This window comes from Streptomyces sp. NPDC055955 (assembly GCF_042270245.1).
Taxonomy (GTDB): domain Bacteria; phylum Actinomycetota; class Actinomycetes; order Streptomycetales; family Streptomycetaceae; genus Streptomyces.
Genome location: NZ_JBHJYS010000005.1, coordinates 430,912 through 443,510, shown reverse-complemented (window position 1 = coordinate 443,510; position 12,599 = coordinate 430,912). Strand labels below are relative to the sequence as shown.

At 67.2% G+C, this 12,599-nt stretch carries 10 protein-coding genes; 2 read left to right on the top strand and 8 right to left on the bottom strand.

The annotated features are described in order from the left end of the window. Positions 1-239: 239 nt before the first annotated feature. The 8 genes from ACFC96_RS13220 to ACFC96_RS13185 form a co-directional block, all read right to left on the bottom strand. Positions 240-1,229, bottom strand: coding sequence for a D-ribose ABC transporter substrate-binding protein (locus tag ACFC96_RS13220; RefSeq protein WP_376612144.1), 990 nt, complete (start codon positions 1,227-1,229; stop codon positions 240-242). 87 nt (positions 1,230-1,316) lie between these two features. Continuing rightward, positions 1,317-2,465 (bottom strand): ABC transporter permease, encoded by a 1,149-nt coding sequence (locus ACFC96_RS13215; protein ID WP_376612142.1) that lies wholly within the window; start codon positions 2,463-2,465, stop codon positions 1,317-1,319. After that, complete coding sequence (locus ACFC96_RS13210) at positions 2,458-4,032, bottom strand: sugar ABC transporter ATP-binding protein (protein WP_376612140.1); 1,575 nt, start codon at positions 4,030-4,032, stop codon at positions 2,458-2,460. Before ACFC96_RS13210 ends, ACFC96_RS13215 begins: the two co-directional genes overlap by 8 nt. Continuing rightward, the gene (locus ACFC96_RS13205; RefSeq protein WP_376612138.1) at positions 4,029-4,703 is read right to left on the bottom strand and encodes a DUF2291 family protein; all 675 of its coding nucleotides are present in this window, start codon (positions 4,701-4,703) and stop codon (positions 4,029-4,031) included. The genes ACFC96_RS13210 and ACFC96_RS13205 overlap by 4 nt, the downstream gene beginning before the upstream one ends. Continuing rightward, a complete protein-coding gene (locus ACFC96_RS13200; RefSeq protein ID WP_376612137.1) occupies positions 4,700-6,169 on the bottom strand; it encodes an FGGY family carbohydrate kinase in 1,470 nt (489 codons plus the stop codon). Before ACFC96_RS13200 ends, ACFC96_RS13205 begins: the two co-directional genes overlap by 4 nt. Then, positions 6,169-7,122: a transketolase family protein gene (locus tag ACFC96_RS13195; RefSeq protein WP_376612135.1), complete on the bottom strand. Its 954-nt coding sequence runs from the start codon at positions 7,120-7,122 to the stop codon at positions 6,169-6,171. Before ACFC96_RS13195 ends, ACFC96_RS13200 begins: the two co-directional genes overlap by 1 nt. Then, positions 7,119-8,027 (bottom strand): transketolase, encoded by a 909-nt coding sequence (locus ACFC96_RS13190; protein ID WP_376612133.1) that lies wholly within the window; start codon positions 8,025-8,027, stop codon positions 7,119-7,121. The genes ACFC96_RS13195 and ACFC96_RS13190 overlap by 4 nt, the downstream gene beginning before the upstream one ends. Further along, a complete protein-coding gene (locus ACFC96_RS13185) occupies positions 8,024-9,061 on the bottom strand; it encodes a TIM barrel protein (protein ID WP_376612131.1) in 1,038 nt (345 codons plus the stop codon). The genes ACFC96_RS13190 and ACFC96_RS13185 overlap by 4 nt, the downstream gene beginning before the upstream one ends. A gap of 752 nt (positions 9,062-9,813) precedes the next feature. On the opposite strand from ACFC96_RS13185, the gene ACFC96_RS13180 reads away from it, so the two are divergent. Together ACFC96_RS13180 and ACFC96_RS13175 are read left to right on the top strand one after the other, a co-directional pair. Then, on the top strand, positions 9,814-10,008 hold the full coding sequence (locus tag ACFC96_RS13180) for a hypothetical protein (RefSeq protein WP_376612129.1): 195 nt from the start codon (positions 9,814-9,816) through the stop codon (positions 10,006-10,008). Between the two features lie 629 nt (positions 10,009-10,637). Beyond that, positions 10,638-12,080 (top strand): nucleoside hydrolase-like domain-containing protein, encoded by a 1,443-nt coding sequence (locus ACFC96_RS13175; RefSeq protein WP_376612127.1) that lies wholly within the window; start codon positions 10,638-10,640, stop codon positions 12,078-12,080. Positions 12,081-12,599: the final 519 nt, after the last annotated feature.

The window sequence follows — 12,599 nt, the reverse complement described above, 5'->3', positions numbered from 1 at the left end:
TTTGGGGGTACTGGGGGGCCACTTGCCCCACGCGCCGCAGTGGGTCGGGGGGGGGGGGGGTGGTGGCCGGCCCCCCCCCCCCCCCCGCGGGGCGGGGGGGGGGGGGGCGGGGGGCGCCCCCCACGTCACCGTCGAATGACACGCTATCGCTGCACATGCACCGGCGCTGATCGCGCGTGGTTTCCCAAAAGCGCCCGGTCTCGCACGGGCTTTCCGCCCAGAGGCATCGGCGATGTTGATCAGAGCTTGGCGAAAACGCCGAATTCGTCAGAATTCGCTTTGTTGATCAGTTCGCAGTCGATCGCCTGCTTCTCGGGTTGTCCGGTCTTGCCGGTCTTGATGAACTTGTCCGCCTGCTCGATCGCCAGCTCGGCGCCGAGGGCGGCCGGCTGAAGTGCGGTCGCCCGCATGGTCCCGGCCTTGATCTGAGCGATGGCGTCCGGGCTTCCGTCGAAGCCGACCACCTCGACACCGGTCCGCTTGGCCGACTTCAGAGCGGCGACCGCGCCGAGTGCCATGGTGTCGTTGCCGGCGATGACACCCTTGAGCTTGGGATAGCGCTGCAGGATGGTCTCCATCTTGCTGAAAGCCTCCTGCTGATCCCAGTTCGCCGTCTGCTGGGTCACTCTCTTCATGTCGGGGTACTGGGAGATGACATCTGCGTATCCCTTGGAGCGAACGCCGGCGTTGGTGTCGGACTCCTTGCCGGTGAGTTCGACGTAGTCACCCTTCTCTCCCATCGCCTTGACGAACTCCTGCGCGGCGAGCTGGGCTCCTTGGGAGTTGTTCGACACGATCTGGGCCTTGGCGATACCGGTCTGGTTGATCTCCCGGTCGATCAGGAAGACGGGGATTCCCGCCTTGGTGGCCTTGCGGACGGGGCCGATCGACGCGTCGGCGCCGGCGTTGTCGAGGATGATGGCCGCGGCCTTGCGGGAGATGGCGGCATCGATCAGTTCGCTCTGCTTGTTGGGGTCGTCGTCGTGCGAGGCGACCGAGGTCTGGTAGCCGAGGGTCTTGGCCTTCTTGTCCGCCGCGTCGGCTTCGGCCTTGAAGAACGGGTTGTCGGGGGAGGGCGTGATGACGGCGATCAGGTTGCTCTTCGGCGAGCCCTTCGACGATGCGGAGTCGGACGAATCGTCGGACGACCCGCACGCGGTCAGCACCAGGAGTCCTGCGGTCAGGGCGGCTGCGCTCGTGACCACGCGAGTGGTGTTGCGGTGAGACATGCGGCTCTCCAATGGAGGGGTGATGAGGGGGCTGCGGATCAGCGTGGGTAGGAGTGGACAGGGGCGACAGGGCGGTTCGGCGGGTGTTCAGGCGTCGGATGCGGCCCGCGGCGCAGCATCCGCATTCGCCGGTTCGTTGCCGGGTTCCACCGCGACGGCGGATGCGGCGGCCCTGCGACGTTGGAAGCGCTGCTGGCTCTGGTCGAGGATGACGGCCACGATGATGACCGCGCCCTTGATGAGCATCTGCCAGAACGTCGAGATGCCGAGGATCACCAGGCCATCGGCGAGGAAGCCGATGACGAAGGCGCCGACGAGTGTCCCGCGTACGGTGCCTCGTCCGCCGGAAAGGGCGGCGCCGCCGATGACGACCGCGGCGATGGCGTTGAGCTCGAAGGACTCTCCGGCCTGCGGTGCGGCGGAGGTGAGCTCGGAGGCGATGATGAGTCCGGCCATGGCAGCGCACGCGCCCGAGATCATGTAGACGGTCATCTTGACGCGGTGGACGGGAACGCCGCTAAGTTCCGTGGCGCGCTCGTTGCCCCCGGTGGCGTAGAGCCAGCGGCCGAAGGGAGTCGAACGGAGAAGAACCGTGACGAGGCCGGCCAGCACGATCATGATCCAGACTGCCACCGGGAGGCCCAGGGGACGCCCCTGGCCGAGCCAGCCGAAGCCGGTGTTGTGCATGGCGGGGTCGCCGGCCAGGTCGGGGTAGGTGGTGCCGTCGGAGATGAGGAGGGCAGCGGCCCGTGCCACGTAGAGCATGCCGAGTGTGGCGATGAACGGTGCCACGTTGAGGCGGGTGATGAGAACACCGTTGACGGTGCCGACCAGGGCTCCCACCGCGACGCAGATGACCACCACGGCCCAGACCTGCGGGAAGACGACGGCATCGGCGAAGCTCAGGTTCAGCCCCTGGAGCAGTTCACCGGCGACCACCCCCGACAGTCCGACTGTGGATCCGACCGAGAGGTCAATACCGCCTTTGAGGATGACCAGCAGCATGCCCAGCGCGAGGACAGCGTTGATGGCCACGTGCTTGGTCATGGTGATGACGTTGTCGACCGTGAGGAAGGAGTCGGACAGCAGGCTGAAGACGACGATCAGGACCCCGAGCGCGATGAAGGCGCGCAGTTCGAAGACGGAGTCGAGCGTCTTGAGGCGCCGGGCCCGTGCCGCTGCCGCACGGCGCTGTTGCACCACTACCTCGTGGTCCTTGGTCAGGGTGTCACTCATTGGGGGCTTCCTCGGTGGTGTCGGCGCCGTCGGCCAGGCTCATCAGACGGTCACGGGTGATCTCGCCCGCCCGCAGGTCGGCGACCAGCTTGCCCCGGACCAGGATCAGGAGGCGGTCCGGAATGTGCAGCGCTTCCTCGGCCTCGGAAGTGGTGAAGAGCACGGCCAGACCGCGCTCCGCCTGCTGCGCCATCATCTGGAAGACATCGGCCTTGGCGCCGACGTCCACGCCGCGCGACGGCTCGTCCAGCAACAGGACACGGGGGCCGGTCATCAGGGCCTTGCCGATGACGACCTTCTGCTGGTTGCCGCCACTGAGTGAGCCGATGAGCTGGTCGGGACCGGAGGCCTTGACCGTGACATCGGCGATCATCGAAGTGACGGCCTTGTTCTCCGCCCGACGGTCGACGAACAGTCGGCGTACGAACGTGGTCACCGCTGCCAGCGACATATTTTGTCCCACGCTCATGGACTGCACCAGACCGTCGCGTTGGCGGTCCTCGGGGACGAGCACAAGCCCGGTGCGGATACGCCGACGGATGCTGCCGACGAGCGGATCACCGTGCAGGAGGGATTCCCCCGAGGCGACGGGCAGCCGGCCGGCCAGGCACTCCAGTAGTTCGGTGCGGCCGCTTCCCATCAGCCCGTAGATGCCGACGGTCTCACCGGCTCGTACGATCATGGAGAGATTGTCGACGGCGAGTCGGCCCGGGTTGGCGGGGTCGGCGACGGAGAGTGCCCTGATCTCCAGTGCGGTGGGCCCCAGTCGGGGCTCGCGGGCCGGGAAGAGATCGTCCTGGTCGCGGCCGACCATCATGCGAACGATCCATGCCAGATCGACGTTGTCGGCGCGCGCGGTGGCGACCATGCTGCCGTCGCGCAGGACGGCCACGTAGTCGGCGATGGAGAGCGCTTCTTCCAGGTGGTGCGAGATGTAGACGATCGCGACGCCCTCGGCCCTGAGCTCGCGGATCACGTGGAAGAGGACGTCCACCTCTGGCGCACTGAGTGCCGACGTCGGCTCGTCCATGATGAGCACACGGGCGTCCTGCAGCAGGGCGCGGGCGATCTCGACCAGTTGCTGCTGTCCCAGGCGTAGTTCGCTGACCGGCTGTGCGGGATCGAGTGTCTCGTCGAGCCGGCTCAGTACCTTCCGGGCCAGCGTTCGTTGGGCGGTGCGGTCGAGCAGGGTCCCGCCCTGCCGTGTGTGCTCGCGGCCGAGGAACAGATTGTCCTGGATGCTCAGGTTGGTGCAGAGACTGAGTTCCTGGTGGATGATAGAGATGCCGTGGTCGGCCGCGTCCCGCGCACTGGCGAACCGCACGGCGCGGCCGTCGAGTTCGATGTGTCCGGTGCTGGGGGACTCGACGGCGCTGAGGATTTTCATCAGGGTCGACTTGCCTGCCCCGTTCTCGCCGAACAGTACCGTGGTGTGCCCTGCCGCGATGTCCAGGGAAACACCTTTGAGGGCTTGCGTCCCGCCGTACACCTTGGTGACCTCCGCAGCGCGCAGGACGGGCGGAACCGGGGTTTCAGCCGTGACGGGCTCGTGCGTCACCGCGGTCACGACGCTGCCTCGATCGAGATCGGCGTGATGGTCAGCAGGTCGGCGGTCAGTGGTGTCATGGCTCCTGTCACGGTGACCTCCTTGCCCTTGACCGCTACGGGGTCGAAGGTTTTGAGCAGCTTGGTCTTCATCTCGGTGTTCAGGGCGGTCGCCGCGTCGGCGTAGTCGACCTGGTTGGTGAACTGGCCGAAGGTGATGAATCCCGGGGCGTCACGCAGCGCGGTGCCGTTGACCGCGGGGCCGATCTGCACGGAGACGCGGATCTTGTCCAGACCGGGCACACTCACCTGCATGAGGCCTCCGCGGGCCGCACCGGCGGTTCCGGTCAGGGTGACGGCGTAGCTGTAGGGGCCGGTGCCCGCCCGGTGTCCGTATGTGCGGCCGGCCGCCTCGGAGTCGGCTGCCATCGCCTTGTGAAGTGTGGTGATCTGCACGGCGTTCTTCTTGATCGCCGGAACGACCTTCGCCCCGTAGGTGTCGGCCCCATATTCCGCGGCGACGAACTTGGGCTTCGCACCACTGGCGGCTTCGCTGTCCGAGCGGTAGGTCGTCGTCACCGCCATGGCGACGACGAGGAGCGCGAGGGCGAGGAGGCTGCAGCGGCCAAGCGTCAGCCGGTTGCGGCGACCGATCGCCCCCCTCCTCGTGTGCGCAGGTTCCACTGTTGTCATGTCGTCCTCTGCATTTCTCGTGCCCCGAGGTCGCGGGCGGCCGTGAGACGCCGGTGCCATCGCTCGACGGCGGTGTGGCGCGCTTCTTTGTGCCAGCTGGGTGTGAAGGCCTGCAGCTGGGTGTCGGCACGCCTTTCCAGCTCGGCGGTTGTCCACAGGCCGAGGCCCAGGCCGGCCAACTGCGCGGCCCCGGCAGCGGACAGGTCATGGTGGGCGGTACGGGCCACCGTGATGTCGTTGACGTCGGCCTGCAGTTGCATGAGAGCGTCGCTGCGGCTCAGGCCGCCGTCGGCGACGACCTGGTGCAGGCCGGGCAGTGCCGCAAGGACGTCTCCCACCTGGTAGGCGACCGATTCCAGTGCGGCACGGGCCAGTTGGTCACGCCCGGTGCCCAGGTCGAAGCCGGCCAGAACGGGTACGGCCTGACTGTCCCACCATGGTGCTCCGATGCCGCCGAAGGCCGGGACGAGTGTCACGCCGCCGGCGTCCGAGCCGGCGGCGAGGGCTACGAGTTCGTCCGGCGAGGTCCGCAGCAGCTCGGCCAGCCAGGTGATGGTCCGGCCGGTGGAACGGATATTGGCCTCATGGGCAAAGGTGGTCCGGTCGGTGGACCAGGCGATCGTGCTGCAGACATGGTCAGCCGGTGTGGGAGAGTCCGCCACCGTCATGACGGACGATCCGCTGCCGTAGGTGGCCTTGACGATTCCCGCCCGCCAACCCGCGTGCGAGAACAGCGCGGCGTGCGAGTCGCCCATCACCGCCAGCACCGGGGTGCCGTCGGCCAGGGGGGCAAGTGCCCGCAGGCCGCCGAAGGGTCCGTTCGACGCGACGATCTCGCTCAACGCCGCGCGCGGGATGCCGAAAAGGTTGAGCAGGTCGTCGTCCCAGTCACCCGTCGCCAGATTCAGCAGCTGGGTCCTGGAGGCGTTGCCGATCTCGGTGACCAGGTTCCCGGTGAGCGCGTGGAGGAGAAAGGCGTCCACCGTGCCGAGGCGCAGTGCGCCGGTGCCGCTCCGGGTGCGTGAGGGATCGTGCCGGTCGAGGAGCGCGGCCATCTTCAGCGCGGAGAACATCGGGTCCAGCGGGAGGCCGGTGCGTCGCCGGATCTCCCCGCTCATGCCCGCTCGGCGCAGCCGTTCGGCGTGCTCGGTGCCGCGCTGGTCCTGCCAGCTGACGAGCGGGGCGACGGGTGTGCCGGTCTGTGCGTCCCACAGGACGACGGACTCGCGTTGGGTGCTGAGCGCGACTCCGGCCACGACGCGAGGGTCGATGCCCTTCAGACAGTCGGTGACCGCCTCGCGGACACTTGCGAGGATCGCGAGGGCGTCCTGTTCCACCAGTCCTGGGCCCGGGTGGGTCTGTGACAGGGACACGCTGGCCCGGGCCACGACGTTGCCGAAGGCGTCCAGCAGCAGGGACTTGGTGGAGCTGGTGCCCTGATCGACGGCGAGGACGTACGGCTCCATCAGGGCCGTCCCAGGGCTTCGAGCGCGACACGGGCGATGCCTTCGGCGCTGAGGCCGAAGTGGTCGAGCAGGAAGGACGCGCTGCCGGTCGGAGCGAAAGAGGGCACCCCCACCATGCGCACGGGGACGGGGTGGTGTTCGGCGACGACCCTGGCGACGGCGGCGCCCAGACCGCCGGAGAGGAGTCCCTCCTCCGCGGTGACGACAGCTCCAGTCTCCCGGGCCGCGGCCAGAACGGCCGCTACGTCCAGAGGCTCGACGAACGTCATGTTGAGGACCCGGGCCGAAACGCCCTGCCGGCCGAGGACTTCGCTCGCTTCCACGGCGCGCGAGACCATCGTTCCCACCGCGATCAGAGTGACGTCGGTTCCGTCCACGAGACGAGTGGCCCTGCCGGCTTCGAAGGGGGAGCCCTCGGGTGTGACGGCGGGGACCTTGAACCGCGGGATACGGAGGTAGGTCGGCTTCCCCGACTCCACCGCCCAGCGCACGGCACTGCGGGTCTCCGCCGGATCCGCGGGAACGATGATCTCCAGTCCGGGGACCGCCCGCATCCACGACAGGTCCTCGATGGAGTGGTGGGTAGGGCCCAGTTCCCCGTAGGCCACGCCGGGGCTCTGCCCACAGAGGACGACATGCCGGTAGCTGTAGGCGACGTCGGCCTTGATCTGCTCCAGGGCACGGCCGGTCAGAAAGGGGGCCGCGGCGGACACGAAGGGAATGAACCCGGCGTTGGCAAGGCCGGCGGCGACGCCGACCATGTCCTGTTCGGCGATGCCGACGTTGACCAGACGAGTGGGGAACTCCTCGCGAAACTTGACGAGGTTGCTGGAGCCGACCGAGTCGTTGCACACCGCGACGATCCGTTCATCGGTGCGGGCCAGCCGGGACAGTTCGTCGGCGAAGTCCGCCCGGCAGTCGAACGTGGGGACCTCCGAGGCCACGACGGTCATCGGTTCAGCTCCTCGAGCGCGAGAATGACCTGTTCGTCAGTGGGCACCTTGTGATGCCACTCGACACGGTCCTCTATGAACGAAACACCCTTACCCTTGACGGTGTTGGCGACCACCGCGACGGGGCGGCCCGTTGTCGACGGGGCGTACGCCTCCATGATCGCCCGGTGGTCGTGGCCGTCGATGACGCGCACCTCCCACCCGAAGCTCGCCCACTTCTTGTCCAGGGGGTCCAGGGATGTAGTGTCCTCCGTGCGGGCACCTTGCTGCAGCCGGTTGCGGTCCACCACAGCCGTCAGGTTGGCCAGCCCGTAGTGCGCGGCAGTCATGGCCGCCTCCCAGTTGCTGCCCTCCTGCATTTCCCCGTCGCCGAGCACAACGATGGTCCGCCAGTTCTCATCTCGCAGCCGCGCTCCGAGCGCGATGCCGGTGGCGACAGGGAAGCCGTGGCCGAGGGGACCGGTGTTGGTCTCCACGCCCGGAACCTTGAGCCGGGCGGGATGGCCGTTGAGCGGCGACAGCGGTGCCATGAACTCGCTCAGCCGTGCCCGCGGAAAGAAACCGCACGAAGCGAGCGCCGAGTACAGGGCCGCGGCGCAGTGCCCCTTGCTGAGCACAAAGCGGTCCCGCTGAGCGTGGCCGGGCGCGGTCGGTTCCATCCTCAGAGTGCCCCACAGGGCAGTGACCAACAGATCGGTCACCGACAGGTCGCCACCGACGTGCCCCATGCCGGCCGCCTGGATCGTGGTCAGGATGTCACGCCGGACGGCGGTGGAGATCGCGGCAAGTTCCGCTGCGGCCTCGGCCGGTGGCGCCTCGCGCAGCAGTGCGCTGCGCCGGTGGTATGCGTCGGCGGCGGCATCGTCGGCCCGCAACGGAGCTGTGGTCTCCACAGTGGCGGTCACACGGACTCACTTTCCGCGAGCGCACGGAACAGCGCCCGCTTCGCGATGCGCTGGGCGCCGAGGGCGTCCTGTGCCGACTGGGCGGCGGCGAGTTCCTCGCGGTCGAGGTAACCCAGTGCGTGGTGGAAGGCACGCATCGTGCGGATCCCGTTGCGCGCGGCCTCGACCGGGTCCTCGCGGAAGGGGAACTGGTCCAGCTGCCAGACCCCCTGCCAGCCCGCGTCGCGCAGCGCGAAGAAGAACTCAAAGGTCTCTATCAGGTGCACGGAGCCGACGACCATGTCGTCGTCCCAGCCGCGGAAGTTGTCGTTGACGTCGATCGCGAAGAGTCTGTCGCGGGCGATCGCCAGCCGTGCCGCCTCGGCGGGTGTCTCGCCCCCGTAGAGGGAGTGGCCGAAGTCGAGAAGGACACCGACGTTGTCCACACCCATGTCCTGGATCGCGAGGAGCGTGCGGGCGACGGACGAGAAGACCATCCGGTTGCGCGGCTCACGCGGCTTGTACTCGATGGCGAACTTCAGGTCGGGGAAAGCCTCGGCGAGCTCGCGCACCGCCCCCACCGACTTGCCCCACAGGTCGGTGTAGTCGGCCTGGAACGGGTAGTCGTAGCCGTCCTGCCCCGGCCAGAGTTTGACGTAGTCCACGCCGAGCTCGCGGCCGACCTCGGCCGCTCCGGCGACCAGGTCGATGGCCTGGCGGCGAATGGCGGGGTCGGGGTTAGTGAAGCCGCCCTTGGCGAACTTCCCCGTGTAGAACTCGGGTGTCACGGCGATGGCGCGGAGGTTCTGCTCGGCCAGCGCCTGCTGGACCTCGGCTGTGCTGATGTCCCCGGGCGGGAAGGGCCAGTTCAGGTCGACGACGGAGAGGTCCTCGACAGCCCCCGCGAGCTTGATGGCATCAAGAATGGTGCGCGGATCACCGTATCCGTCCGTGGCGTAGCGATCGACGTAGGTGGCGAAGTGCCAGATACCGGCCCCGTACACGGGTTCATCGGCGACACGGTCATGAATGTCTATGCGTTGCTGACTCGACATGCAGACCAAGTTAAGAACGAGTGTCCGGTGTGTCAATGCCTTCGACATGGCGAGGTGGCGACTCACGGGACGCCGGCGCCGCCGACGAGGATGGCGCCCAGTGGACGCTTTCCCTCCACCTGGTTGACGGGATCACCGCCTCACCCGCACACTCCATGCATTCCTACTCGGAAATGAATAGACATACGCCTTTGCTGCGGCGAGCGGGTGCCCCACCGCTCGAAGATCCGAGGTCGGTCACCGAGATCGGACCCCTGGCCCAAGGTCGGGACTCGCGTTGGTGATGTTGACGGGATGGGCGCGTCGGGGCAGAAGGTTCGTCCCGAACCGTTGACGACCATATGTCGGCGGAGTAAATCTTGCGGCAGTCGTCGATGCACATCTAGGCGCCAGTGAATTTTTATTCGGAGAGGTGTCGCTTGGACTGCCAGTCTCAAAGCAAAGCCCTGACCTCGTCCGCAGGACTGCGCCCGCAACGTACGCGGTTGAGTGCCCACAGGCTCCTGACCGCCACAGACGTCTTCGCCGCAACGACCGCGCTCGCCGTCGCCGGAACCGGACCTGCCTCGGCCGGCCGGTCACCTGCACCGACGGCATACAGAAGGCCAGGTACGACTGAAGCCTGTGGTCAGTCACCCAGCAGCTCGACTTCGCCAACCGTCTGCGGTGTGGGGTCACCCCGAGCATGAACCGTTCGTCCGGGGCACCGGCCTGGCCACCATCCACCAGCCCCGAGCGCCATCAAGACCAAGGTGACCGTGCCGGCTGACACGCGCCCCGCCAAGACCATTCACATCATCTTTCAGGTGACGCAGAACGGACCGCACGCCCTGTCCCCGAACCAAAGAGTCGTCATCACCGTCAAGCGACAGAGGTGGTCGCACAGCCCTTACTGCTCGTCGGCTGTGAGGGGTGAGGACATCCCCATCAAAAGCGACGCGGTGTGACTGGTGTCCCCGCAGGCGTGTAGCGGGGGAAGTATTCGGCGGGAGCACCCACCTCCTCAGCCGGCTCCACTCCATCCTGTGCGACCTCCTGCCCGGCGGCGTATCCACCGGCCCGTCCACCAACGAGGCCGCTGCCACCGTGAAGAGCATCCGCTCCACGACGGCCACCGGTGCCTGCCGGCAGGGACATGGTCCGTGACCCGCCGGCCGGCCTGCACCCCCTGGACCGGCAGATCAAGGGCGACGAAGTCGAGAGGCGCGGGGTCGTCACCGCAACTCGCAACCCGCTGACCGTCCTGCCGAGCTCGGCATGCCCCGACTTCACGCCATGGGACCGCGCACCGCCACGCAGTCCCGTCCCGCGCCATCCGTGTGAGGCACCGAAGGGGTGCCACATCGCAACCCGCAGTGCCGCAGAGGTAGCGGCACACCAGAAAGGAATGATCATGAGTAGAAAGTCTCGCCTCCGGCGCCCGACCGGTCACGCCCGATGGGTCCCGGCCAGTGTCGCGGCAAGTATGGGGCTGGCGCTGCTGGCTCCGTGGTCGGGTAGCCAGCCGGCTTCCGCTGCACCGATGTCCCTCGCGCCGACGAAGACGCCGCAGTCCTCGGCAACTCCGTACCGAATCATGATCACGAGTGACGCCGAGATCGACGACATCGCGTCGTTCCACCGGCTCCTGCTTGACTCGAACGAGCTTGCTGGCAGCCTCGAAGCGGTCATCTACTCGAGTTCGACGTTCCACTGGGCAGGCGACCCCACCGCGAACCCGCCCGTCCCCGCGTCCAACTGGGCCGGCAACGACGTCTTCCAGAACATCATCAACGGCACGGGTCCGCAGGGTGCCGGGGGCGGTTACGCTGCCGTCGTCGACAACCTGCGCAAGAACGACCGGCGCTACCCGTCCGTCAAGCATCTCGACAGCCTCATCAAGGTCGGCAATATTGCCTACCGCGGGGAGATGCAGAAGGACACAGAAGGCTCGAACCTCATCAAGGCGGCCTTGCTCGACAACGACCCCCGGCCGCTCTACCTTCCGGTGTGGGGCGGAACGAACACCATCGCGGCTGCTCTGCGCTCGATCGAGAACGAGTACAAGGGTACGAAGCAGTGGAAGGCGGTGCAGAATCGCGTCATCGCCAAGGCCCGTCTGAACATCATCCTGGACCAGGATGAGACGTACAAGGACTACATCGCTCCTCATTGGCCCAAGCTCAACGTCGTCGTGAACCGCGACCAGTTCTGGACCATCGCCTACCGGAACTACCGGTACACCGGAGGCCGGGGCGACGCCCGGGTGCCGCAGCCGATCGAGGACGCCTACTTCGGCCCCGCGTTCGTGGACCGTCTGCGTGTCGGTCCGCTGATGAAGACCTATCCTGTGTCCTCGGACGCCGCCGCGCTCGGAGCTGCAGGCTACCCGGACACCTCCGAGTTCCTCTCGGAAGGAGACTCGCCGAGCTACCTGGGCCTTGTGCCCAACGGCCTCCGGAGTTGGGAGGACCCAACGTGGGGCGGGTGGGGCGGACGCTTCACGAAGCACTCTGCGAACACGTGGACGGACTTCCCGTCATACCTCCGCAACACCTCGCAGAAGTACGACGCGCGCAACTACAACCAGGAGCCGGACCGGGTGCGCGACACCAGCCCGTACTCCGACAGCTACGACGTGGCCTACCCGCAAGCCCGGTGGATCCCTGCGTTGCAGGAGGAGCTCGCGGCGAAGTCGGAGTGGCAGAGCAAGTCCTACGCCGACGCTAACCACCCTCCGACGGTTGACGCGGCCGGTGGGCGTACAGACATCACGGTCCGGCCAGGCCAGCAGGTCAAGCTGCAGGGTCACGTCTCCGACCCCGACGGCGACAAGGTGACGACCACCTGGTGGCAGTACCGCGAGGCGGGCACGTACCCCGGCGTCATCGACATCGCTCGCCCCAGCAGTGCCAAGACCACCTTCACCGTCCCGCGCAACGCCAAGCGCGGCCAGACCATCCATATGATCCTGGAGGTCAAGGACCGCGCCGACAAGCCCTTCACGAGGTACCTGAGGATCGTCGCCACCGTGCGCTGACGCCTCGGTTCGTCCTTCCTCAGGGCAAGCCGCAGCAGCCCTCGGCTGCTGCGGCTTGCCCTTTGTCGGCGCAGGGCGCGGGAGGACCATCTACCCGATTGAGTTGTATGCATCTTGAATGTGCAGGTCAAGGGGGTGGCATGAGTGGGTGAGGTCGTGCTGGGCCTTGACCCCGGATCTTGAACACGCCTATGCGGCTCGGGCTAGGGTAGTTGATCTCGATTGGAAGGTATTCTCGAAGGCGATCAGAGATGGGTGTAGTCGCCGCCCGGAGCACACGAGGTGCCGAGCCCGTCATCCTGGAGGCCCATCTGGTTACGGCGGTTGGAAGTCGAGGCCGGTCTTGGCGATGGGGCCGTCGATGAGGCTGGGCCGGTACTGCATCCGTTTGAGGCGGGTCTTCACCAGCGCGGTGAGCTGGTCGAGGCTGTGTTTGGTGAGGTTGGCCAGCGATCGCTTCAGGTGTGACCAGGTGCCATCGACCGGATTGAAGTCGGGTGCGTATGCCGGAAGTTGGTA